The sequence below is a fragment of the Anaerococcus vaginalis ATCC 51170 genome (genome assembly GCF_000163295.1).
In the GTDB taxonomy this organism is placed as follows: Bacteria; Bacillota; Clostridia; order Tissierellales; family Peptoniphilaceae; genus Anaerococcus; species Anaerococcus vaginalis.
Genome location: NZ_GG700527.1, coordinates 1,588,603 through 1,610,975, shown reverse-complemented (window position 1 = coordinate 1,610,975; position 22,373 = coordinate 1,588,603). Strand labels below are relative to the sequence as shown.

The 22,373-nt window shown below is 29.0% G+C and carries 23 protein-coding genes, 1 riboswitch and 1 other annotated feature; of the genes, 9 read left to right on the top strand and 14 right to left on the bottom strand.

Annotation, left to right across the window (positions count from 1 at the left end; genetic code table 11):
* The first annotated feature begins 170 nt into the window (after positions 1-170).
* The gene (locus HMPREF0078_RS07505) at positions 171-893 is read left to right on the top strand and encodes a putative ABC transporter permease (RefSeq protein ID WP_004839547.1); all 723 of its coding nucleotides are present in this window, start codon (positions 171-173) and stop codon (positions 891-893) included.
* A gap of 212 nt (positions 894-1,105) precedes the next feature.
* On the opposite strand, the gene HMPREF0078_RS07500 is transcribed toward HMPREF0078_RS07505, so the two are convergent.
* Genes HMPREF0078_RS07500 through HMPREF0078_RS07485 form a run of 4 tightly spaced genes read right to left on the bottom strand, consistent with a single transcriptional unit; the run spans position 1,106 to position 5,489 of the window.
* Positions 1,106-3,088: a hypothetical protein gene (locus tag HMPREF0078_RS07500; protein WP_004839546.1), complete on the bottom strand. Its 1,983-nt coding sequence runs from the start codon at positions 3,086-3,088 to the stop codon at positions 1,106-1,108.
* Positions 3,089-3,096: 8 nt separating this feature from the next.
* Positions 3,097-3,888: a metal ABC transporter permease gene (locus tag HMPREF0078_RS07495; protein WP_004839545.1), complete on the bottom strand. Its 792-nt coding sequence runs from the start codon at positions 3,886-3,888 to the stop codon at positions 3,097-3,099.
* Positions 3,881-4,564 (bottom strand): metal ABC transporter ATP-binding protein, encoded by a 684-nt coding sequence (locus HMPREF0078_RS07490; protein WP_004839544.1) that lies wholly within the window; start codon positions 4,562-4,564, stop codon positions 3,881-3,883. Before HMPREF0078_RS07490 ends, HMPREF0078_RS07495 begins: the two co-directional genes overlap by 8 nt.
* Positions 4,557-5,489 (bottom strand): metal ABC transporter solute-binding protein, Zn/Mn family, encoded by a 933-nt coding sequence (locus HMPREF0078_RS07485; RefSeq protein ID WP_039920627.1) that lies wholly within the window; start codon positions 5,487-5,489, stop codon positions 4,557-4,559. Before HMPREF0078_RS07485 ends, HMPREF0078_RS07490 begins: the two co-directional genes overlap by 8 nt.
* A gap of 225 nt (positions 5,490-5,714) precedes the next feature.
* On the opposite strand from HMPREF0078_RS07485, the gene nagA reads away from it, so the two are divergent.
* On the top strand, positions 5,715-6,842 hold the full coding sequence (nagA, locus tag HMPREF0078_RS07480) for an N-acetylglucosamine-6-phosphate deacetylase (protein ID WP_004839542.1): 1,128 nt from the start codon (positions 5,715-5,717) through the stop codon (positions 6,840-6,842).
* Positions 6,843-6,983: 141 nt separating this feature from the next.
* Here the strand turns inward: nagA and HMPREF0078_RS07475 are convergent, their stop codons facing one another.
* From HMPREF0078_RS07475 to yajC, 5 genes are read right to left on the bottom strand one after another with little or no spacing between them, the layout of a single operon-like run.
* Positions 6,984-7,409, bottom strand: coding sequence for a PTS sugar transporter subunit IIA (locus HMPREF0078_RS07475; protein WP_004839541.1), 426 nt, complete (start codon positions 7,407-7,409; stop codon positions 6,984-6,986).
* A complete protein-coding gene (locus HMPREF0078_RS07470; protein ID WP_004839540.1) occupies positions 7,409-8,404 on the bottom strand; it encodes a PTS system mannose/fructose/sorbose family transporter subunit IID in 996 nt (331 codons plus the stop codon). Before HMPREF0078_RS07470 ends, HMPREF0078_RS07475 begins: the two co-directional genes overlap by 1 nt.
* Complete coding sequence (locus tag HMPREF0078_RS07465; protein WP_004839539.1) at positions 8,394-9,200, bottom strand: PTS mannose/fructose/sorbose/N-acetylgalactosamine transporter subunit IIC; 807 nt, start codon at positions 9,198-9,200, stop codon at positions 8,394-8,396. Before HMPREF0078_RS07465 ends, HMPREF0078_RS07470 begins: the two co-directional genes overlap by 11 nt.
* 18 nt (positions 9,201-9,218) lie before the next feature.
* Entirely contained in the window at positions 9,219-9,695 is a 477-nt protein-coding gene (agaV, locus tag HMPREF0078_RS07460; protein ID WP_004839538.1) for a PTS N-acetylgalactosamine transporter subunit IIB, read from the bottom strand.
* Between the two features lie 19 nt (positions 9,696-9,714).
* Positions 9,715-9,990 (bottom strand): preprotein translocase subunit YajC, encoded by a 276-nt coding sequence (yajC, locus tag HMPREF0078_RS07455; protein ID WP_004839537.1) that lies wholly within the window; start codon positions 9,988-9,990, stop codon positions 9,715-9,717.
* Between the two features lie 571 nt (positions 9,991-10,561).
* Between yajC and HMPREF0078_RS07450 the strand changes: the two genes are divergently transcribed.
* The 6 genes from HMPREF0078_RS07450 (at position 10,562) to HMPREF0078_RS07425 (ending at position 16,117) form a co-directional block, all read left to right on the top strand.
* Positions 10,562-11,479: an N-acetylglucosamine kinase gene (locus HMPREF0078_RS07450; protein WP_004839535.1), complete on the top strand. Its 918-nt coding sequence runs from the start codon at positions 10,562-10,564 to the stop codon at positions 11,477-11,479.
* Positions 11,476-12,411 carry a hexose kinase gene (locus HMPREF0078_RS07445; RefSeq protein ID WP_004839534.1) on the top strand — a complete coding sequence of 312 codons (936 nt, stop codon included), beginning with the start codon at positions 11,476-11,478 and terminating at the stop codon, positions 12,409-12,411. The genes HMPREF0078_RS07450 and HMPREF0078_RS07445 overlap by 4 nt, the downstream gene beginning before the upstream one ends.
* The gene (locus HMPREF0078_RS07440; RefSeq protein ID WP_004839533.1) at positions 12,408-13,388 is read left to right on the top strand and encodes a tagatose 1,6-diphosphate aldolase; all 981 of its coding nucleotides are present in this window, start codon (positions 12,408-12,410) and stop codon (positions 13,386-13,388) included. Before HMPREF0078_RS07445 ends, HMPREF0078_RS07440 begins: the two co-directional genes overlap by 4 nt.
* A gap of 100 nt (positions 13,389-13,488) precedes the next feature.
* Positions 13,489-14,622, top strand: coding sequence for an SIS domain-containing protein (locus HMPREF0078_RS07435; RefSeq protein WP_039920619.1), 1,134 nt, complete (start codon positions 13,489-13,491; stop codon positions 14,620-14,622).
* Positions 14,623-14,637: 15 nt separating this feature from the next.
* Positions 14,638-15,351, top strand: coding sequence for a GntR family transcriptional regulator (locus HMPREF0078_RS07430; protein WP_004839531.1), 714 nt, complete (start codon positions 14,638-14,640; stop codon positions 15,349-15,351).
* Between the two features lie 148 nt (positions 15,352-15,499).
* On the top strand, positions 15,500-16,117 hold the full coding sequence (locus HMPREF0078_RS07425; protein WP_039920618.1) for a PepSY domain-containing protein: 618 nt from the start codon (positions 15,500-15,502) through the stop codon (positions 16,115-16,117).
* Positions 16,118-16,804: 687 nt separating this feature from the next.
* On the opposite strand, the gene HMPREF0078_RS07420 is transcribed toward HMPREF0078_RS07425, so the two are convergent.
* From HMPREF0078_RS07420 to HMPREF0078_RS07400, 5 genes are all read right to left on the bottom strand, one after another.
* Positions 16,805-17,020 (bottom strand): hypothetical protein, encoded by a 216-nt coding sequence (locus tag HMPREF0078_RS07420; protein ID WP_004839529.1) that lies wholly within the window; start codon positions 17,018-17,020, stop codon positions 16,805-16,807.
* Between the two features lie 9 nt (positions 17,021-17,029).
* On the bottom strand, positions 17,030-17,578 hold the full coding sequence (locus tag HMPREF0078_RS07415; RefSeq protein WP_039920617.1) for a folate family ECF transporter S component: 549 nt from the start codon (positions 17,576-17,578) through the stop codon (positions 17,030-17,032).
* Positions 17,579-17,618: 40 nt separating this feature from the next.
* A riboswitch (THF riboswitch) is annotated at positions 17,619-17,699 on the bottom strand.
* Between the two features lie 54 nt (positions 17,700-17,753).
* Positions 17,754-18,695 carry a 2-keto-3-deoxygluconate permease gene (locus HMPREF0078_RS07410; RefSeq protein WP_039920616.1) on the bottom strand — a complete coding sequence of 314 codons (942 nt, stop codon included), beginning with the start codon at positions 18,693-18,695 and terminating at the stop codon, positions 17,754-17,756.
* A gap of 64 nt (positions 18,696-18,759) precedes the next feature.
* Positions 18,760-19,020 (bottom strand): prevent-host-death protein, encoded by a 261-nt coding sequence (locus HMPREF0078_RS07405; RefSeq protein WP_004839526.1) that lies wholly within the window; start codon positions 19,018-19,020, stop codon positions 18,760-18,762.
* Between the two features lie 153 nt (positions 19,021-19,173).
* On the bottom strand, positions 19,174-19,860 hold the full coding sequence (locus tag HMPREF0078_RS07400) for a GntR family transcriptional regulator (RefSeq protein ID WP_004839525.1): 687 nt from the start codon (positions 19,858-19,860) through the stop codon (positions 19,174-19,176).
* Positions 19,861-20,078: 218 nt separating this feature from the next.
* Positions 20,079-20,265: a binding site (T-box leader), on the top strand.
* A 142-nt stretch (positions 20,266-20,407) separates the two neighbouring features.
* Between HMPREF0078_RS07400 and thrS the strand changes: the two genes are divergently transcribed.
* The gene (gene thrS / locus HMPREF0078_RS07395; RefSeq protein ID WP_004839524.1) at positions 20,408-22,333 is read left to right on the top strand and encodes a threonine--tRNA ligase; all 1,926 of its coding nucleotides are present in this window, start codon (positions 20,408-20,410) and stop codon (positions 22,331-22,333) included.
* Positions 22,334-22,373: the final 40 nt, after the last annotated feature.

The following is a 22,373-nucleotide window of genomic DNA, read 5'->3' as shown; positions in this document are numbered from 1 at the left end:
AAAAGAGCTGGCAATTTTTGTTAGGAAAAATATTAAAAAAATCAAATTAAACTATATGTAATCAATAGGCTAAACTATAAACTATATTTCAAACAATTTCTTTCGTTTTATTTTTTGTTAAATCGCTTATAATATTAGTAAAAGATTTAGAAATTAGGGATAGGTGGTTTATGGTAATTAATAGGTATATAGTTTTTTATTTTTTCTTTGCCCTTTTGGGTTGGGTTTGGGAAAGTATTTATTGCACAGCTCAAAATCAAAAATGGCAAAATAGGGGGTTTTTGTATGGACCTCTTTGTCCGATTTATGGTTTTGGTTCAATTTTTGCTCTTTTTGCTTATGATTTGGTAAATGGTGGAGTCTTGGAAAGACTTTCTTCTATTCAAATTTTTATTGTGGGATTTATTGTTTCCATGATTTTGGAATATCCTACTTCCTATATTCTTGAGAAATTATTTCATGCAAGATGGTGGGATTATACGGATGTGCCTTTGAATTTAAATGGAAGAACTTCTGTGCCAACTTCTGTTGGTTTTGGTCTTGCTGGAATTTTGGTTATGAATTATTTGATTCCTATGGCAGAGAATTTGTATTTGCTTTTGCCAGATATTCTTGTAATAATTTTGCCTTTTATTTTGATTGGAATACATTCATCAGATTTAACTCTTACTGTTGTAAACTTGACGAACTTCCAAAAACAACTTGATGAAATTGAGGAAGAATTCCAAGAAAAAATGACTCAAAGAGTGGATAACTTCTACAGAAAGAAAAAAATGTATAGCCCAAAAGCTCTTAGAAGGGTCGTTTCGTTTAGGATGAGTGAAAGAAGAAATAAGATAGCAAGTAAGATAATTGAAGAAATCGAAAAAATCGAAAGGATAGAAAAAAATTAAAAAATAAATGAAAAAACAGGTGGATTTGACTTATCTCATTTAATTTGGAGTAAGCTAAAATCAGCCTGTTTTTTTAGTTTTGTCAATGTTTATTAGCAAAAATTAAGTTTATATATTTTTTTATAGTTAAGAAAAACTAGCTATCATATATGTTTGCCCTCTTTGATGGATTTACCAGAAAGAGGGCATTTTATGTGTCATAGCTATGAATTTTAATGATTATTTTCGCTACTGGTTGGATTTTCTTTTTTTATTTCTTCTGTTGGATTTATCTCTTTTGATTGATTTGTATTTATTTGATCTTTTTCCTTTTTGTTTTCTGGGGTATTTGACTTATCCTTGTTATTTTTTTCTTTTTTGCTATTTTCGTTTTTTTCAATATTTTCTATTTTTTTATTTTCGGTAATTTCTTTTGTTTCAATTTCTTCTTTATTTTCTTCTTTATTTTCTTCTTTTATTGTTTCTTTTTTGATTGAAACTTTTGGTAAATCTTTTTTGTAGGTAATTTTTCCATTTTTCATTTCAAAATCTCTTGTATAGAAGTTTAGGGTTTGATCTTGTATGAATACTTGAACCATTGAATCTCCTATATTTAAAATATCTGATGAGTCTACTTTATAGTGGTTTTTCAAGAATTCTTTTATATCTTCGATTTTTATTTTTGATTTGTATTCTAGGTTTGTTTGTGGATTTTCTATTTTGTATTTTATTGTTTTTACAACGTCTTTGGCTGTGTATGGACCAAATTTTTTATCTTTTTGCATTTGGATGATTTGTTTTATTGTTTTTGCATGATAATGGTTTTGATGATGCCAATAAAATATATTTTCTCTTACTCCGTTTGACCCATATACTGCTTCATTTTCTGGAAGATTTCCAAAATGTGTAAATTTTGATAGGTCGCCTTCAAGGTATGGAATTACTCCTTCTATTAATTCGGCTCTTATATCTTTATATTCGAAAATTTCATCGTCTGATACGGCAATATCATCGCTTTCGTTTTTTTCTACTATATATTCTGCGTCTGGATAAATATGTCTTGGATTTTCTTTTACTACCCCAACTTCTTCATCGCCTCTGTACAAATGCCAGTGATCTTTGTGGTCGATTATTTTGGTAATTCCTTTTGGCCATTTTTCATCTTTATTTTCATCTTTTTTATCTTTTGGTGGCTTAACTTCGGGATTATTTTTTTCTGGTTTTTTGTTTTCTGAATGATTTTTATTTCCATATTCGCCAAAGTATGCCTTAGGGAATAAATCTTTTGGATTTGTGTAGGTTATTGCCTCTCTATTTTTCGAATCATAAACGTGGTAGTGGTCATTGTGAACAAGAATTTTTACTATGTCATACCTATTTATAGTTCCTTTTCCTAAGATTGGAATTAATTTTAAATTTTTTATCTTTTCTAATCTTTGTTTTTCTTTATTTGATGAATTATTAACTTTATTATTTTCTTTGCTTTTTCTATTATTTTTTACATTATTGTTTGAGTTTGCAAGTTTTTTATTTGTTTTGGTATTTTGATTTGAATGATTTCCAGTATATATTCCAATTTTTATATGTGGATATGAAGTGCTTGGATTTGAATATGAAATATATTCATTTCCATTTGCTGTATAGATATGCCAATGGTCGCCGTGTTGTAATATTTTTACAACCTTATCTCCTGATAGTTTTTGCGAATTGTTTGTTTTGTTTTTTGCTTGACTTGTAGGATTTGTGTTATGGTTTCCTGTGTATGTTCCAATTTTTATATTTGGGAAAAGCCCTGATGGATTTTCGTATGTTAAATATTCGCCACCATCTTTTGTATAAACGTGCCAGTGATCGCCATGTTTTTTTATTGCAATAACATTTTTGTTTTTTAATTTGTTTGTATCGACTACATCTACAAGATCAACTCCTCCATCTTTTCCAAAATCTTTTGGATCTTTGTAAGAGATGTGTTCTTTGCCATCTTTTGTAAAAATATGCCAATGGTCGCCATGCTTTACAACTTTGACTATGTCATCTTTTTTGATTTCTGAATCGACTAAAACTTCTGTAGTATTATCTTCTTTTATTTTTTGCTCTGTTTTTACGCTTGCTTTTTTTTCTTTTTTGTCTTGGATTATTTCATTATTTTTATTAAAACATGAAGTCAAAACAAAAGATGTTGCCAAAGCAAGGGCAATTATTTTTTTATTTTTCATATAATCTCCTATTTTTTTATTAAAAGTACTAAAATCAAACTAAATACCGCTATTAAAACTACAACTGAACCAGGTCTTAGGTTAAAAATATAAGAAAGCATAAGTCCTGCAAATACAAAAACCAAAGAAAAAATTATGGAAAGGATTAAGCTATTTTTGTAAGATTTGCAAATTTGTATTGCCATAATTGATGGAATAACCAAAAGTGAGGAAACTATCAAAGAGCCAATTGTTTTTGCAGAAATTGCTACAGCTATCGCTGTCAAAAAACTTATTGTAAAATTCAATAGCTTAACTCTAAGGCCTAAAATTTGAGAAGAATTTGGATCAAAAAGCAAAAGGTAAAAATCATTGTAAAAATGAAAATAAATTATTAAAAAGCAAAGACTTAAACCAATTAACAAATAAAATTCTTCTTGAGAAATTGTAACAATTGAGCCAAAAAGATATGAACAAATAGCATTTGCACTTGCAGATAAATCAGCCATAATTCCAGCAATACCAATTGATGCTGCAAGAATAATTACCGTTGAAACTTCTTGGTAATTTTTCAATTTATTTCTAATAATTTCAATAGAAAAAGCAGCAAATATACAAAAAATCATAGCCGAAAGAATTGGGCTTATGCCAAATGCAAGACCTATGCTAAGACCTGCCAAAGATGAATGGGATAGAGTATCCCCAATCATCGAAAGTCTTTTTATCAGAACTAATTGACCAATACAAGGAAGAATAATTGCAATTAAAGCTCCAGCCACAAAGGCCTTTTGCATAAAATCATATTCAAAAATATTAAACATAAAAATCTCCCAAACTTTCCTTTAATTTATTTTTATCGATTTTCCTAATTTTCTTATCAGACAAATGAAAAACTTCATCAGAAAAAATAGACGCAAGTTTATAATCGTGGCTAATCATCAAAATAGTTTTTCCATTGTTTGTTAAATTTTTCAAACGCTCATAAAAATCCCTAGAAAATTTCATATCTATAGCAGCTGTAGGCTCATCCAAAATAAGTAGCTTTGCATCTTTTATAAAAGCTAAAATCAAAGCAAGTCTTTGGATTTGCCCACCAGATAAATCACAAAGAGCATGATTTTTTACATCAAGCAAATCAAAATCTTTCAAGAGCTTATCAATATCGTAAGATTTATTCAAAAATTTTATGTGGTTTTGAATAACTTCCTTAACATTCGTTGGAAAAAGTTTATAAGATTGAACAGAAGTTTGAGAAATGTAAGCTAAATCTTTGTAATGATTAGACTTTTCTATCGAATCAGAAAGAATTTTAATCTCTCCCCTATAATCCTTTAATTGATTTAAAATTAAACGAATAAGAGTTGTTTTTCCAGCACCATTTTCACCAATTATCAAGGCGAATTTTCCTTTTTCAACCTGCATAGATAAATTTTCCAAAATATTTTCCTGTTCATAAGAAAAACTTAAATTATTAATCTCTATTGCAAACTTACTCATAAAAAGACTCTTTCAAGGCTTCCAAATTTTTTTCCATCAATTTTAAATATCCCATATCAGCTTCCTCTTTAGTCAAATTTTCCATAGTATATAAAGTCGACGTTTTTGTATTCGTAGATTTTGCCAAAGTTTCAGCAACTTTTGGGGTAGCCTTACCTTCAAAAAATATTGTAGAAATATCATGTTTTTTCACAAAATCAGCTATAGTTTTAAGTTGTTTAGCAGAAGGCTCATCCTCAGGAGATATTCCTGTAACAGCGACTTGTTTTAAATTATAATCATCAGCCAAATAATTAAAAGCGGCATGAGAAACAACAAAATATCTTTTATTTTCATCAACATTTTTAAGCTCATCAGCAAATTTTTTGTCTAATTGCTTGAATTTTGCGACATTTTCATCAAGATTTTTCTTGTAATAATCTTTATTTTTAGGATCAATCTCAACAACTTTTTCATAAATATCCTCAAGCTCAGCTATGGCATTTTTTATAGAAAGCCAAGTGTGAGGATTTACCTTATCCTTTGAAACTTTTCCATCCTTTGCTGAAGAAAGTAAAGTTAAATTTTTAGAAAGATCTACAAATTTTTCCTTATTATCAGAAGAATTTTTTAAATCATCAATGAAAGTTTCCATAGAAGCTCCGTTATAAATTACCAAATCAGCCTTGATAATATTTTTAATATCGTCAGTTTTTAGCTCAAAAGAATGAGGCTCTTGGCTTTTATCAATAATAGATTTGACAATAAATTTATCGCCAACAATTCTTTTTGTAAGCTCCTCCACAGGAAAAAAGCTTGTATAAATTAATTTCTTATTAGAAGAATCTTCTTTTTTTGAAATATTTTCTTTTTGACATCCTCCAAATAAAAAAATAAACCCAAAAATTAAAAAAACCGCTAATAAATTTGTTTTTTTGTGTTTCATATAATCTCCTTTATTGCAAATGATTCGCATTATAATATTTTTAATTCTACTACAGAAAAAAAATAAATGCAAATGATTTGCAAGATAAAATTAAAGATTTTATAAATTATTCTATCCAAAGATTTTTTTAAGATTTGTAGAGATTATTATAAAATTTATCAAAAATATAAATTGAAAAAATTATTCATTTCGGTATTGTAAAAGTAGAAAAGAAAAGGAGAATTTATGATTTACAAAGCAGATTATGTGATATTAGAAGACAAAATTGAAAAAGATTTATTTGTAGAAGTGGAAGATGGAAAGGTAAAATCACTTTCCAAAAATGAGCCAGAAAATTTCACTTATTTGGAAGGGATTTTAGCTCCAGGACTTGTTGATACCCACATTCACGGCTACAAAAATGAGGATATAATGAATGCCAAAAAAGGAGCTTTGGATATAATTTCTCAAGGCTTGCTTGAAACAGGTGTTACGTCATTTTTGCCAACAACTCTTACAGATTCAACTGAAAGATTAAATGAAGCTGTAAAAGTTGTGGGAGAAGAATATAAAGATGTAAAGGGGGCAAAAGTTAGGGGAATATTTTTGGAAGGCCCATTTTTTACAGAAAAATATAAGGGAGCTCAAAATGAAAAATATATGTCCGATCCTGATATAGAAAAATTGAAAAAATGGAAAGAATTATCAGATGGCCTTGTAAATAAAATTGCCATTGCACCAGAAAGAGCCGGCTCACAAGAATTTATAAAAAAAGCAAATGCCATGGGAGTTTATGTTGCCCTAGGACATTCCGATGCATCTTATGATGAGGCAATAAAAGCTGTAGAAGATGGAGCAAATATTTTTGTTCACACTTTTAACGGAATGAGCGGACTTCACCACAGAAATCCTGGTATGGTAGGAGCAGCTATGAATTCAGATGCAATCTCAGAATTAATTTGTGATGGTCATCACGTAAATCCAGCAGCAGCAGAAATTTTGATAAATAAAAAAGGCTATGACAAAATTGCCCTAATAACAGATTGTATGATGGCAGGAGGAATGCCAGAAGGATCATATAAATTGGGAGAATTTCCAGTAAAAGTAGAAAATGGAACAGCAAGATTAGAATCAGGATCATTAGCAGGCTCAATTTTAAAATTAAAAGAAGCAGTTCAAAATGTAGTAAATTGGGATATAGTAGATGTGTTTGAAGCAGTCCAAATGGCATCATTAGTCCCAGCAAAATCCGTAGGAATAGATAATGTATGTGGAAAAATAAAACTAGGCTACGATGCAGATTTTATATTATTAGATTACGATTTAAATTTAAAAGCAACCTATCTAAATGGGGAGAAGAAATACCAAAAATAAATTATCAAAAAATAGGTGTTAGCAAAATAAAATGCTAACACCTGTTTTTTGAAAATATTTTAATAAATTTACGAGCTTATTAAAATTTTAAGACAATATTATAACTAGGTTTTAAAATATTAATTAAAGTTGATGTAATTTTTATATTCCATCTTCAAAATTATCGTCTTCAATTTCCTTTTCGTTTTTGTATTGTATTACTGATTCTTTTCCAATATTAATTATTTCTTCAACGCTATCATCAAGATTTCCACAAGAATTCAAAGCTTGATAAAGACTTGCAAAATTTAAACCAGCTATAACTCTTACGTTAGGAAGATCTCCCAAAGTCATTACGGCTCTATTAAATGGAGTTCCTCCTGCAAGATCGGCAAGAACTATAACATTCTCATAATCTTTTAATGATTTGTAATTTTCTTTTAATTTTTTATCAAATTCATCAAGATTATCATTTTCTTTAAATTCTTGTATTCTTAAATTTTCAAATTCTCCTGCAATCATCTTAACAGCGGAATAAACTCCGCTGGCAAGAGATGCATGACTTGTTGCTATAACTGCATTAGCCATTAAAATACTCCAATATAGGCACCAGCTACACCGAGGATTAATAAGAAGGCAATACATTTAATTGGAGTCCATTTTTTCTTTGTCAATAAGAAAAATAGCAACAAAGTTATAGCTAGGGGTACAAGATCTGGAATTATTCCATCTAAAACTTCTTGAATTTTAACTTTAACAGGTTGTTCTTCGTAAGTGTTAAATTCGATTTCGGATTTTCCATTTCCTAAATCTCTTATAACTGCTCCATCGTTTAATTCTTTTTTATCTTTGTCTTTATATAATAATTCGTCATATTCTGATAACTCATCGTTATTAACAACTGTATCTACTAGAACAGGTGCATTTGTTGTACCGTTATCTACTTCAAGTGCTATTGAAGTATCGCCATATACGCTTACTAAAGCTCCTACAACCAATACTCCAAGAATTGATGCTGCTCTAGTAAATTCTTTGGCGTTTTGCGTCAAAACATCAATGGCAGATTCGCCCATCCTATATGACCAATTCATCAACCAAAATCTTATAGCAAATTGGCATATATTAAATACTACAAAGAAAAGTATAGGACCTGCAATTGAGCCCTGCAAGGCCATGTTTGAAGAAATACCTGCAACTATTGGTACAAGGGTAAACCAGAATAAGGCATCTCCTATTCCTCCCAAAGGTCCCATGGCTGCAACTCTTACGGCTCTTATTGTAGGAATTTCTACTTTATTTTCTTCTAGTGAAAGGATAATTCCCATAACAAATGTTATAAGGAAAGGATGGGTATTAAAAAATTCTAGGTTGTGAGCCATTGATTTAGAAAGGTCATCCTTATTTGTGTGAATTTTTTCAAGACCTGGCAAGATTGAATATAACCATCCACCAGCTTGCATTCTTTCGTAGTTAAATGATGCTTGGAGAAATAAAGATCTCCATACCATCTTATTTAATGTTTTTTGATCTAGCTTTTGACTAGGATTGGTATCATTATAAGAATTCATATCATTATATTCCATCTTCTTCTCCTCCTTCAAAATTTGCAGCTGCACTTACATTTTTTAATCCTACATGGACTTGGTAATCCCAGAAAGCAAGTGCAAATCCTATTAATGAAATTATTAATAGAGCTGAACCAGATAGGGATTCGTTAGCCATTACAATAACTGCAAGGGCAAATCCGATAAAGAAAAATCCCCAAAGATCTCTTGAAACCATAAGTCTTAATAAAACTGCAAAACCTACAAATTTCATCATACCACCAGCAACTCCAAGACCGTGCATTAGAGTTTCTGGAATCATAGCTGCAAGTTTAGCACCGAATGAAGATCCTGCTATAAAGAATAAAACTACTATAATACCAAAAATGCTTCCCAAAAGAATCATTGCGAAATAATTGATTTTTTCGATTCCTTTAGGGTCTGCATCTTTTGCATATTGATCAGCTTTTGCCATAACTGGACTCATCAAAGTGAATATAATTGTAACGCCATATTGACCTAAAAGTGCAAAAGGAATTGCTGCAGCTACTGCTGCATTAGGTTCAAGACCTGATGTTACGGCAAAAATAACAGAAACTATTCCGCCTATAACTGCATTTGGAGGTTGAGCTCCACCTACAGGCATATTTCCTATTGTCATTAATTGATAAGTTGCCCCAACTATAAGTCCTGTGTGCATATCTCCCAAGATAGCTCCTATAACAGGACCTGTAATTATAGGTTGATATAATGATTCTAGGAAAGAGAATTGGTCAATAGCTACTACAAAAGTAACTAGAAAAATTAAAATTATTTGTAATATATTAAAGTTCATACAATCCTCCTAGATATTTTATGAAAATAATTTATTAATGTCTTCTGCTGATTCAGTAGGTACCTTTCTAATTTCTAGATTGACACCTTTTTCTTTAAGCTTTTTAAAAGCCTCAACGTCGTTGTCGTCAACAGCAACAACTCCTGCAACTTGTCTTTTGCCTTCAGCCATGTGCATATTTCCTATATTAAGATCTTTAATAGGAACACCACCTTCGACAAGTGTTAGAACGTCTTTTGGGCTTTCACATATAATGAAAATTTTTTGCCTATCAGCAGCCTTGTGTATAGTATCAATTGTCTTTTGAAGAGTCCAAAACCTAGTAGCAACACCATTAGGAGCAGCCATAGTCATAAGATTTTGTCTCATTTTATTATTTGCTACATCATCATTTGCAACAAGAATAAGATTTGCGCCAATAACCTTTGTCCATTGAGTAGCAACTTGTCCGTGTAATAGTCTATTGTCTATTCTAGTTAGAACAATATTAGGCATAATAAAACTTCCTTTCAAATTAATTTAGTATTTCACTAATAGAGTAACGGCTAACTTTAATTTCAACATCCTTGGCAATTTTGATGATAGCATAATCTTCTTTCAAAGAAACAATTTTTCCATAAATACCATCAGTCAACATAACTTCCTTGCCAGGTTTAAGATTTTTGTGTAAGCTTTCAAAATATTTCTTTTTCTTTTTTAGATTTCTGTGGCTTAATATTTGACTGATTAGTACAAAAATAGCTATAAAAATCAATAAAACCAAGGATGTCCTTGCTATTTCACCTAACATAATCCTCCTTTCTTAAATTATCGAAATAATTTTACAAATTTTTAGAAACATTTTCCCAAATTTTAAAAAAATTATTCTCTAAAATTTAAATATAATTGCTAAAATTTTAAAGTTAGAAAAATTTTATAAAAATAGGATATTTTCTAGAAAACCAGAAAAATAAAATTAAAATATTTATCTGGTAATTACCATTATTTTATATAAAATTAATTGCTATGTCAAGGATTAATTAAAAAAATAATTTTAAAAGCTAATTTAAGCATAAAAAAGTCAAAGCAAACTAATAAAAAAACAAATTACAATAATAAAAATTTACAAAATAAAAATCAAATCAAAAATTATTCTTGTAAGAAAAATAAATTTTGCAAATTAAAGAAAACGATAAATTGAAAAAAAGAAATTATAAAAATTTTTAATGGTTAGAAAATTTTAATTTGAGATTTTTAAAACTAAAAATTATTTTTAAATCTTGAATTTAAATTTATTTCCTTGACCTTGGTCTTTATTTTATATATACTAATATTAGCAATGGTAGTTACCAATGAAAAACTTTTAAAAAGGATGGTATCATATGAGAGAAGTTTTTTTGGGAATTGATGGCGGAGGAACAAAGACGGCTTTTGTTCTTGAAGTTAATAAAAAATTATATGAGCACAAGGAAAAAACTATTCACTTAAAGCAAATTTCTAGAGATGAATTTTTTAAAAGATTAAAAAATGGAATTGAAATTTTAGTCAAAAAGGCTGGAATAGAAATTTCTGATATTGATTTTACTTTTTTGGCTATGCCGGGCTTTGGTCAATTTAAGGAAGACGAATCTTTTATTCTTGAAAGTCTTGAAAAAATTTTGGGATCAAAAAATTTCAAAGTTGGAAATGATTGTTTAAATGGTTGGGCAGGCTCTTTGAATGCGAATGCTGGTATTAATTTGGTTCTTGGAACTGGCTCAATTGGTTTTGGTGTTGATAATAATGGAAATAGTATGATGTGTGGTGGCTGGGGACCTTTGCTTGGAGATGAGGCTAGTGGATATTATATTGGCCTTAAAATTTTAAATATTTTTACAAAAATTTCTGATGGCAGATATGAAAAAAGTCCTATTTATGATCTATTGAAAAATGAATTGGAAATCTCTGATGATTTTGAAATAATTACTTTGGCAAATAATATGCAAAGAGATGAGCTTGCAAGTCTTTCAAAAATTTTCTCTAAGGCAATTGATGAAAATGATCCTCATGCCTTAAATCTTTTGGATGATGTTGCAAAAGAGGCTAGCCTTGTTATAAATACTCTTATCAAAAAACTGGATTTTAAAGGTGCTGTTAAGGTTTCATATTCTGGTGGCGTTTTTAATTTGGGTCAAAGATTGCTTGATAAGATTGAACAATATGCTGATGATAGGGTGGAGATTGTAGAGCCTTTTGCAAATCCTTCTATTGGTTCTTTGATTTTGGCAAAAAAATTTTATGAAAAAGGAGAGATGATTTGATTTTAAGTATAACGGCAAATCCTTCTGTTGATATTTCATATAATATTGAAAATCTCAAAATTGATGATGTTAATAGGGTAGAACTTGTAAATAAAGATGCAGGTGGCAAGGGCATTCATGTTTCTTATGTTTTGAATGAATTGGGAGAAAAGGTAATAAATTCTGGTTTTGTTGGCGGAAAACTTGGGGAATTTATTGAAAAAAGGCTTGATGAAAGAAAAATATCCCATGATTTTATTAAGCTTGATGATGAAACTAGAAATTGTATTGCAATAATTCATGATAATAAGCAAACAGAAATTCTAGAAAAAGGTCCAAAGATTGGCTTTGAAAAGGAAAAAGAATTTTTGGATCATCTGGAAAAATTATCAAAAAATATTGAAATAATAAATATATCTGGTTCTTTGCCAAAAGGTCTTGATGCAAGTTTTTATCAAAAAATTATAAAATTTGCAAAAGAAAATAAAATATTTGTATCTCTTGATACATCTGGAAATACTTTGAAAGAAATTGTTAAAGGGGAAATCAAACCTGATTTGATAAAGCCGAATGAAACAGAAATAAAAGATATTATTGAAAAAGAATTTCCAGAAAATGAAGAGGAAATAAGAAAAATATTTGAAAAATCTCCTCTCAAAGATATTCCTTATGTAATTATTTCTCAAGGAAAAGATGGAGCTATATTTAAAATAAAAAATAAAATTTACAAGGCAAATGTTCCAAAGGTTAAAGCTATAAATCCTGTTGGAAGTGGTGATTCGACTTTGGCTGGAGCCTTATCTGCAATTTATAACAAGGAAGATGATGAAGATTTTATAAAAAAATCAATGACTTGTGGACTTTTGAATGTTCTTAATGAGGAAATTGCCCACATAAATATAAATGATTTTGATAAATACAAAGAAAAAATAGAAATAAAGGAGTTAATATGAAAATTTCAAAAGAAAAATTAGAAAATCTAAAAAAATTAGCAAATGAAGATGGAGTAATAGCAGCTCTTGCCATAGACCAAAGAGGTTCTATGGAAAAAATGATGAATAAAGCAAATGAATCATTGAATAATGTTGAAGGAATTTCTGAATTTAAAAGACAAGTTTCAAAAGAGCTTACACCTTTTTCATCATCAATTTTGTTAGATCCAATTTATGGAAAAACTGCTATTGATGCAAAAGATGAAAATGTGGGATTAATTATAAGCTACGAGCAAACTGGATATGATGAATATGAAGTAGGCAGACTCCCTAAATTAATTGATTTTATGTCAGGACTTAGGGCAAAAGAAATGGGAGCAAACGCATTAAAAGTTCTTTTGTATTATGATGTTGATGAAGATGAGAAAATAAATGATGTAAAAAAAGCTTGGGTTGAAAGAGTTGGCTATGAAGCAGAAGGTTTAGGACTTCCATATTTTTTGGAAATTGTAACTTATGATTATACACTTGATAATGAAAAAGATGAAAAATATGCAAAAGTTAGACCAAAAAAAGTAATTGAAGCTATGAAAGAATTTGATAATCCTAAGTATAAGGTTGATGTTTTGAAAGTAGAAACACCAGTTAATATGAATTTTGTAGAAAGCTATGGGGAAAATTTTGTTTATAGCAAAGACCAAGCTAAGAAATTTTTCAAAGACCAAGCTGATGCGACAAGTATTCCATTTATATTCTTATCAGGTGGTGTAAGTGCAGAACTTTTCAAAGAAACTTTGGTTTTTGCAAAAGAAGCAGGCTCAAATTTCAATGGAGTTTTGTGCGGTAGGGCTACATGGAAAGATTGCGTTGATATATATGCAAAAGATACAGAAAAATCAAAACAATGGCTTAAAGAACAAGGAAAAGAAAATATTCAAAGCTTAAATGAAGTTTTAAAAGAAACAGCTGTTTCAATATTTGAAAAAATTGAAAAATAAAAAATTTAAAAAATAAATCAATTAAATTGGTCTTGAATAAAGTACCAAAGAAGATATAATATTATTTATATGATGGTTACTACCAATGAAGGAGGGCGTAATGCTTTTAGATGAAAGTAAGTTGGAAGAAAAAGATTTTAAATACACTTACACAGAAATTTTAAATCAAGCAGATACATGGCTTGAAGTTTATAATTTATACGAAAAAAGAAAAAATGATATAGAAAATTTTTTAAAAAAAGTTGGCAAAGATTGTAAGGTTATTTTTACAGGGGCAGGAACAAGTGAATACGTTGGAAACATTGCCCTTGATTATTTGAAAACTCATGGAGAATTTGAATTCGAATCAGTTGCAACAACAGATTTGGTTTCAGCTCCTTACCTACATTTTGAAAAAGACCAAAAAACACTTTTGGTTTCTTTTGCAAGAAGTGGAAATTCCCCAGAATCTCTTGCAGCTGTAAAACTTGGCAAGCAAATTGTGGATGATTTTTATAATTTGCCTATAACATGTGCAAAAGAAGGAAAACTTGCTCAAGCTTTGAAAGATGATGAAAATTCTTATGTATTTTTGGAACCAGAAATAACAAATGATAAAGGATTTGCTATGACAAATTCATTTTCATCAATGTTGCTTGCGACTTTATTGATTTTTGATACGAAAACAAAAAATAAAAAAGAAATCGTAGATAAAATTTCAAAACTTGGAAAAGAAATTTATAATAACTTGGAAGAAATTGAAAATTTAGTAAATTTTGATTTTAATAGGGTTGTATATCTTGGATCAGGTCCTTTGGGAAAATTAACAAAAGAAGCAAGATTAAAAATTCTAGAATTAACAGCTGGAGAAGTTGCAACAATTTGGGAATCATCAATGGGATTTAGACACGGTCCAAAATCATTTGTTGATGAAAATACTCTTGTAATTTCTTTTGTTTCATCAAATCCTTACACAAGATTATATGATTTAGATATTTTAGATGAAATAGCAAATGATAAAATAGCAAAAAAAATAATAGGAATTTCAAATTCAAAACTTGATAGGGATTATGAATTGATATTTGAAGAAGATGGATTAGATGATGTATATCTTTGCCCTGCCTATATAATTATTGGACAAATAATTGCCTTAGTAACTAGCCTTAGAGTAGGAAATACTCCAGACAATCCATCAAGAACACACACAGTAAACAGGGTTGTAAAGGGCGTTACAATCCACGATTATAAAAATTAAGGAGAATAAAAAATTATGTCAGCTCTTTACTCAAAACTCATAGATGAGTTGATCACAAAAATTTCCTTTATGGAAAAAGGAGACAAACTCCCATCAGAAAGGCAACTTTGTAAAGACTACAATGTATCAAGAACAACTGTAAGAAATGCAGTTGGCTCTTTGGTAAATTCTGGCATGCTTTATCAAATTCAAGGCAAGGGGACTTTTGTTAGAGAACAAAATAGGCAAAATCTTTCAAATTATTATTCTTTTACTGAACAAACAAAAAGAAATGGCAAAAAGCCAAAATCAATCGTTATAAATTTTGAAATAAAAGAAGCAAATAGCGAGCTAAAAAAATTGTTAAAATTGGAAAAAGATGACAAGATAATTCAATTTGATAGGCTTAGGCTTGCTGATGACATAGCAATGATGTATGAAACAACAATTATTCCTTATAATAGATTTTCAAAAATAAATAAACAATTATTATCAAAAAAAGCCCTTTATGATATATTTGATGAATTATTTAATACAAAAATCTACCAAGTTAAGGAAAGTTTTTCAGTATCAAGCGTAGAAAATGAAAAGGCAAAAGCTTTAAATATGAAAAGCCAGAGTCCTTGTTTAAAAATTCAAAGAGAAAGTTTCGATATAGAAAATATAATGATAGAATATACAATTTCTTATGCGAGAGCAGATAAATTCTATTATGAAACATCTTATAATCCCCAATCATTAATTAAGTAGGTCAAAATGACCTGCTTTTTTATTTTGCAAAATAAAAATTAATAAAATAGAAAAGCATATAAATATTATTAAAAAAATATCAAAACTTGTTTAATTTTTTAAAAGCAGTATATTAAGACTGTATAAATTTTAAAATATGGAGGAAAAAATGAAATTTAATAAAAATTTAAAATATGGAGCATCTGCTCTTGCCCTTGCTCTTCTACTTTCAGCTTGTTCTGGAGAAAATGCAAAGGAAGATGCAAAAGATGCCGTAAGCAATACAAAAGCAGCAGTTTCAGAAGAAGTAAATTCAGTTAAAGACAAGGCTGAAGACAAAAAAGATGAGATGACAACAGGAATTGAAGATAAAGAATTTAAAATCTCACTTGATGATGCTGTTAAAAAATTTAAAGAAGAATTTAAGGCAGAAGAAATAGAAGTTTCATCTCTTGAATTTGATGAAGATAACGGAAAATATGCTTATGACATCAAAGGATTTAGTGGAAATGATGAATATGAAGCAAAAATAGATGCTGATAGCGGAGAAATTTTGTCAAAAGAACAAGACAAAGAAAATGATGCTGATGATAAAAAAGCTATCGATCTTACAAAAATAAAAGATGCAAAAGAAGCTATTAAAAAAGCACTTGAAAACAACAAGGGATTTGTAAAATCTTATGAATTAGATGTAAATGATCAAGGAAAAACTATTTACGAAATCGACGTTGTTGGCGGAGACGATGTAGAACTTGACGCTGAAACTTTGGATATAATTCAAAAATAATAGGAAATTTAAAAAAAATAATTGATTTTAAATTCTTAGCTTGTATAATGAAAGTGTATAGAAGTTAACAAGTTATATGCATTTAAAAAGACAGGAATTGCGCTTCCTGTCTTTTTTTGTGGTTTAATGTTTTGCTTTATTCTTAAATTCAAACCACATTTTAATGCAATCGTAAATTACATTTGCAAATAAATTAAGAATAATAGTTGTTAACAAGTCTTCTATATGCATTTTACTCACCTCCTTTTTAAATTATGGAGATGTTAGCAAAACATCATTTATATTTTATCACAAGAATTATTAAAAAAATAAGAAATTTTAAAATGGATTTTTTAATTTTATTTTTGAATTGTTAATGAATTATTAAACTGACTTTGTCTACGCTCTGGGCAGGATTTGTTCCTGATTTTTATTTATTTTTTAAGTATATTGATTTTAAATTTTTAACTTGTATAATGAAAGTGTAAAGAAACTAATGTATAAGATGCATTAAAAAAGACAGGAGCTGCAACTCCTGTCTTTTTTTCTTAATGTTTTGCATTATTCCCATCATTTTTGCAAATAATATCATAGATAAAATTTGCTATTAAGCTAAGAATAATAGAAACTAATATATCTCTAAGATGCATTTTTACCACCTCCCTACAAAAAGTATAGAGATGTTTGCAAAACATCAAGTATATTTTATCATAAAGAAATTTTTAAAAAAATTATAAAAAATAAAATTCCTATTATTAATTCAATTAATCCTACATTTTTTGCATGATTTTCATCTTTTAATCCGTTTTTATAATCTTTTTCAAAGTTATTTATCAAATTATATTTTTTCTTAAAATAAATATTGAATCCAAAAAATACAAAGGCAATTGCCAATATCAAACTTATTATTTTAAATAATTTCATAAATTTCTCCTAGTAAGGAGCATTTTCTGGTTGTGCTCCCAATTTTTTTATCTCTATTCGTAAAATTTTTGCAAGTTTTGGCAAAATTATTAACAAAACTATGGTGTGAAATACGAAATTTATTGCCATCGTCGGAACTCTCATTGCAAATTGTGCCATAAATGGATTGCCAGTAAGTTGGCTAGTCCAAAGGGTATTTAAAAATAAACTGGTTATAAGAGAGTTTAAAATCGTAGCAAATACGATATTTTTTCTTGTGATTTCTTTTCTATAAAAAAAGAAAGTATAGATTAGGGCTGTGGCAATTTTTGTTGTAACAAAGGGTAAATAAAATCCTCCAGCCGTTGGGAAAATTAAATTCGAAATTACATCAATAATTATTGATGCAAAAACAGCAAGTGATGGATTAAAAATCGAGCACATAGCTGACGTTACAATAAAACCTAGTCCAACTTTTTGACTTACTGTAGTTATAGAAAAAAATCTTGAAACTACAATGGATAATGCCATAAAAAATGATAGCAAAATCAAAGTTCTGATGTTCTTTAAATTTTTCATTTTTTCCTCCTATTTGGTAGTCTGCCATCATAGGAAATGATGTAGCGGATGCAGGTTAAAATCTTTCGTCTAGAAACAACATCCCATTTTCTAGCACTTAACGCCTTAACCCTACTCTACCTATTTTATTTTTCTATATAATTATATCACTTAAAAATTTAAATAGAAATTATCTTTAATTTTCATTATCACACATAAGTTTATTTGCAAATTTTCCCATAATAAAAGGAGTAAAAAAACTTGTAAGTAAAACACCAAGAGCGATTTGAGCTGTTGCAGTTTGAGAAATAGCTGCAAGAGTTTGGTCGCTATTAGCCAAAATTTCTGGAACAGAAGTTGAAAGACCAGCAATAGATGAAATTCCTATACTTGTTATACCATTCTCCTTTAAAATTTTTCTTTCATAGAAAAATAATATAGGCAAAGTTAAAATGTAAAATAAAATACTTATAAAAATCCGTTGAAAACTAGCCTTGAAAGCGCTAATTAAATTTATACCAGAACCAAAAGACCAGCCCATAAAAGGAGTCAAAATATTAATAGCAGGATAAAAAAATTCAGCCATTTCTCTGTCAAAATTTCCAATAATTATACCAAAAATCAAAGGAATTAAAATCGAAATAAGAGGAGTCCAATCAATTACAGAACTTTTTGAAATTGAAAAAATTAAAATAGGAAAAGCAGGCATACACAAAATTTCTGCAAGAGAAAAAGCTGCAATATCATCCTTGTCCCCATAATCATAAGAAAGAGCAAGATACAAAGCAGGATTTAAAGAACAAATACAAGTGATAAAAGCAAGAGCAGAAATTCCAAAAATTCCATCAAGTCCAAAAAATTTAACAAATAAAATTCCAAAAATAAGAGAAATAATGAATTTTAATAAAAGGATAGAGCCTTGTTTTCTGATGATATTTTTCAAATTTTTCAAATCAAGAGAAGTTGCCGACAAAAAACAAATCAAACCGAGAATATAATTTATCCCCTTTTTTGTAAAAAAAGTCCCAGAAACTGTACCAACATTAAAAAAATTTGGGAAAAAAGTATAAAAAATTGCAGAAATCAACATAGGAATAAGCAAAAGCCCTCCTGGGATTTTTTTCATAAATTTTAACATAAAAACTCCTTTTATCATTATAAAAAAAGAATTTTCCTAAAAATTTAAGAAAATTCTAATTTTTTTAATTATTTTCAATATCAAGTTTTAATTGAATATTGTATTCGTCCTTGATTTTTTCAATTAGTCTTTGAGCAAGATCCTCAATATTTTCATCAGGAAAAATTTCCTCTTTTTTAACTTCCTTGTAAGGAAGGACAATATATTTAATCTTGTTATTTTTCAAAATTACAGCAGAACCTTTTTTGTCAGCAAGCCTTGCAATTTTTGAAAAATTTTTGTTAGCAGTGGATATAGAAACTAAATTGTCGCCATTAATTTTCATACAAGCCTCCTATCCTATTTATAGCCATTTTACAAAAATTTAAAACAAAAATAAGAAAAAGCAATATGTAAAATTAAACATTCTATAATATTTTTAAAACATAAATTCAATAAAAATTAAATCATATCAATTAATTAAAATGAAACAAATAATTTAGAACAGCTCCTCATCTTCATCGTTTGAAAAATCAATATCTTCAAGACTTGACATAGTAGTTGCCCAGTTTTTTTCAACAGCCTTTAAGGCCTTATCCAAATCTCTTTTTTTCAAAAATTTGATAATTTCTGCGTGCTCATCAAAACTTGACATCTTGTGGCTATCATCCTCAAAAAAATAAATATCCACCCTAGAAACTTTTCTTTTTAAACCATCAAGTAAAGATTCAATTTCTTTGTTTTGTGCAAGATCGATAATTTCCTTGTGAAAAGCTTGGTCTAATTCTAAAATTTTTATATGATTTTTTTTGTCTTGAACTTTTTTAATATTTTCATTAATATATTCAAGATTTTCTATAATTTCATCATTAATATTTTCAAATCCAAGCTCCAAAGCAAGTTTTTCCAAACTAGAAATTATAGGATAAATATTTAAAGTTTCATCAACATCAATAGGAGCAACCATTGTCCATCTGTTTGCCTTTGACAAAATAAGCCCTTCATCTTCAAGTCTTAAAATAGCCTCTCTAACAGGAGTTCTAGAAATCCCCAGGGCCTCAGACAATTCATTTATACGAATTTTTGATTTAGGTTTTAATTCGCCAGAAATGATTTTTTTTGAAATAAGGTCATAGGCTTCATCTTTTATAAATTTTCTTTTAATTGGAGAAGGTGTAAAATCCATAATAATTCCTTTCTTATTTCTTATAAGTATTATATCACATATTAGAAAATTTTAACAATTTTCTCTAGATTTTTAAATAAAAATTCATAGGCAAGTAAAAATCATTTTGCTTTTATTGAAAAAATCTGAAAAAATTTTTAAAAGAATTTAAAAATAAAATTTTTTAAAAATAAATTTGCAAAAAAATATTTTGCTAGTAACATAGATTTATAAGAAAAAATAGATAGATGACGGGAAGAGTAAGGATTTTACTTTTTTTACAGAGAAAAAGTGTTTGCTGAGAGCTTTTGATTAAGATTATCCCCAAGACCACCCCTGATATTTTCGCTAATACGAAAGGCATGACCTGCCTTAAAACATTAATGAGTATAAATTAAGGTGGAACCACGACACATCGTCCTTTGGGATGGTGTGTCTTTTTTTATTTTAAAATTTTTAAATTCTATCTTAATAAATTTATTTAATGGTTGTGCTTTATTTGAAATTTGTTACTAAATCTTTCTGAAATTTAAGAAAGTGTGGATAAAAATTTTTAAGGAGTGAGAAAATGATAAAAATTAAATTACCTGATGAAAGTGTAAAAGAATATGAAAATGGCGTAAGTGTTGAAGATGTTACAAAAGATATTTCTGAAGGCTTATTCAGATCAGCTCTTGGAGCTGTTGTTAATGGAAAAGTTATGGGCTATGCTGAACCTATAAACGAAGACTCAGATTTTAAGGTTATAAAATTTGAAGACAAAGAAGGAAAAGAAATTTTTTGGCATACAACAAGTCATTTGATGGCTGCTGCTATTAAAGAGATTTGGCCTGATGCAAAATTTGCAATTGGACCTGCAATTGAAAGTGGATTTTATTATGATATAGATCTTGAACACAGATTTGTTCCAGAAGATCTTCCAAAAATTGAAGAAAAAATGAAAGAAATTGCCAAAAAAGATTTGAAAATGGTAAGAAAAGAAATTTCAAGAAATGAGGCTTTGGAATATTTCAAAAAAGAAAATCAAGAATACAAGGTTGAATTAATTGAAGATCTTCCAGAAGATGAAATTATTACTCTTTATGAAATGGGAGATAATGTATTTGTTGATCTTTGCAAGGGAGCTCATCTTCTTTCAACAAAATCAATCAAGGCAATCAAATTAAATTCTATAGCTGGTGCTTATTGGAGAGGCGATTCTGATAGAAAAATGCTTCAAAGAATTTACGGTATAAGCTTTGAAAAGAAAAAACAATTAGATGAATACATTGAACTTCAAGAAGAAGCTAAAAGACGTGACCACAGAAAAATTGGTAAAGAAATGAATCTATTCTCTTTCCACGATGAAGCTCCAGGATTCCCATTTTTTAAAGAAAACGGAATGATTTTAAGACATGAGCTTTTAAATTGGTGGACAGATGTTTTAGCTGAAAATGGTTACGGCGAAATTCAAACTCCACTTATAATGAATGAAGAATTGTGGCACAGATCAGGTCACTGGGATCATTACAAGGAAAATATGTATTTTACAAAAATTGACGGGGAAAATTATGCAGTTAAACCGATGAACTGCCCTGGATCAGTTTTAGTTTATGGAGAAGAACCACATTCATACAGAGATCTTCCAATTAGACTTGCAGAATACGGCCAAGTTCATAGACACGAATTATCAGGAGCTTTGCATGGACTTTTCAGAGTAAGAACATTTACTCAAGATGATGCCCACGTTTATTGTTTGCCAAGTCAAGTAAAAGATGAAGTATTTAAAATGATAGACCTTGCAGATCTTCTATATTCAACATTTGGTTTTAAATATAAAATAGAATTATCAACAAGACCAGATGATTTCATGGGAAAAATTGAAGAATGGGATTTTGCAGAAAAAGCTCTAGAAGATGCTTTGATTGAAAGAGGAATTGAATATACAATAAATCCAAAAGACGGAGCATTCTACGGACCAAAAATCGACTTCCACTTAGAAGATGCAGCAAAAAGAACATGGCAATGTGGAACAATCCAACTAGATTTCCAATTACCACAAAACTTTGACCTAACATATATAGACGAAAACGGTGAAAAGAAAAGACCAGTAATGCTTCACAGAGCCCTTCTTGGATCAATCGAAAGATTTATTGGTTCAGTTACAGAACAATTTGCAGGAAGATTCCCACTTTGGATTAATCCAAAACAAGTTGAAATAATTCCAGTATCAGATAAGTTTGCAGATTTCGCAGATGATTTGGCTAAAAAAATCAAAAAAGCAGGCTACAGAGTAGAAGTTGACCACAGAAGTGAGGGAGTAGGATATAAAATCAGACAAGCTCAACTTATGAGAACAAACTACATGCTAGTAGTAGGCGAAAATGAAGAAAAATCTGGAAAATTAACAGTAAGAAATAGAGACGGAGAAGAAACAAAAGACGTATCTTTCGAAGAATTTATTGAAAAATTAGATGAAGAAAGAGATAATAAATCTTTAGAGTCAATATTTTAAATAGATATTTTAGAAGATTAGGGTTATAATTTAATCATTG

Bases quoted from the DNA above. Each gene is read 5' to 3' on its own strand.
- nagA (WP_004839542.1), top strand. From the start codon at position 5,715: ATGATTTACAAAGCAGATTATGTGATATTAGAAGACAAAATTGAAAAA.
- HMPREF0078_RS07420 (WP_004839529.1), bottom strand. From the start codon at position 17,020: ATGAAATTATTTAAAATAATAAGTTTGATATTGGCAATTGCCTTTGTA.
- HMPREF0078_RS07490 (WP_004839544.1), bottom strand. From the start codon at position 4,564: ATGAGTAAGTTTGCAATAGAGATTAATAATTTAAGTTTTTCTTATGAA.
- HMPREF0078_RS07495 (WP_004839545.1), bottom strand. From the start codon at position 3,888: ATGTTTAATATTTTTGAATATGATTTTATGCAAAAGGCCTTTGTGGCT.
- thrS (WP_004839524.1), top strand. From the start codon at position 20,408: ATGATAAAAATTAAATTACCTGATGAAAGTGTAAAAGAATATGAAAAT.
- agaV (WP_004839538.1), bottom strand. From the start codon at position 9,695: ATGCCTAATATTGTTCTAACTAGAATAGACAATAGACTATTACACGGA.
- HMPREF0078_RS07430 (WP_004839531.1), top strand. From the start codon at position 14,638: ATGTCAGCTCTTTACTCAAAACTCATAGATGAGTTGATCACAAAAATT.
- HMPREF0078_RS07450 (WP_004839535.1), top strand. From the start codon at position 10,562: ATGAGAGAAGTTTTTTTGGGAATTGATGGCGGAGGAACAAAGACGGCT.
- yajC (WP_004839537.1), bottom strand. From the start codon at position 9,990: ATGTTAGGTGAAATAGCAAGGACATCCTTGGTTTTATTGATTTTTATA.
- HMPREF0078_RS07475 (WP_004839541.1), bottom strand. From the start codon at position 7,409: ATGGCTAATGCAGTTATAGCAACAAGTCATGCATCTCTTGCCAGCGGA.
- HMPREF0078_RS07505 (WP_004839547.1), top strand. From the start codon at position 171: ATGGTAATTAATAGGTATATAGTTTTTTATTTTTTCTTTGCCCTTTTG.
- HMPREF0078_RS07500 (WP_004839546.1), bottom strand. From the start codon at position 3,088: ATGAAAAATAAAAAAATAATTGCCCTTGCTTTGGCAACATCTTTTGTT.
- HMPREF0078_RS07415 (WP_039920617.1), bottom strand. From the start codon at position 17,578: ATGAAAAATTTAAAGAACATCAGAACTTTGATTTTGCTATCATTTTTT.
- HMPREF0078_RS07400 (WP_004839525.1), bottom strand. From the start codon at position 19,860: ATGGATTTTACACCTTCTCCAATTAAAAGAAAATTTATAAAAGATGAA.
- HMPREF0078_RS07435 (WP_039920619.1), top strand. From the start codon at position 13,489: ATGCTTTTAGATGAAAGTAAGTTGGAAGAAAAAGATTTTAAATACACT.
- HMPREF0078_RS07440 (WP_004839533.1), top strand. From the start codon at position 12,408: ATGAAAATTTCAAAAGAAAAATTAGAAAATCTAAAAAAATTAGCAAAT.
- HMPREF0078_RS07425 (WP_039920618.1), top strand. From the start codon at position 15,500: ATGAAATTTAATAAAAATTTAAAATATGGAGCATCTGCTCTTGCCCTT.
- HMPREF0078_RS07465 (WP_004839539.1), bottom strand. From the start codon at position 9,200: ATGAACTTTAATATATTACAAATAATTTTAATTTTTCTAGTTACTTTT.
- HMPREF0078_RS07470 (WP_004839540.1), bottom strand. From the start codon at position 8,404: ATGGAATATAATGATATGAATTCTTATAATGATACCAATCCTAGTCAA.
- HMPREF0078_RS07405 (WP_004839526.1), bottom strand. From the start codon at position 19,020: ATGAAAATTAATGGCGACAATTTAGTTTCTATATCCACTGCTAACAAA.
- HMPREF0078_RS07485 (WP_039920627.1), bottom strand. From the start codon at position 5,489: ATGAAACACAAAAAAACAAATTTATTAGCGGTTTTTTTAATTTTTGGG.
- HMPREF0078_RS07410 (WP_039920616.1), bottom strand. From the start codon at position 18,695: ATGTTAAAATTTATGAAAAAAATCCCAGGAGGGCTTTTGCTTATTCCT.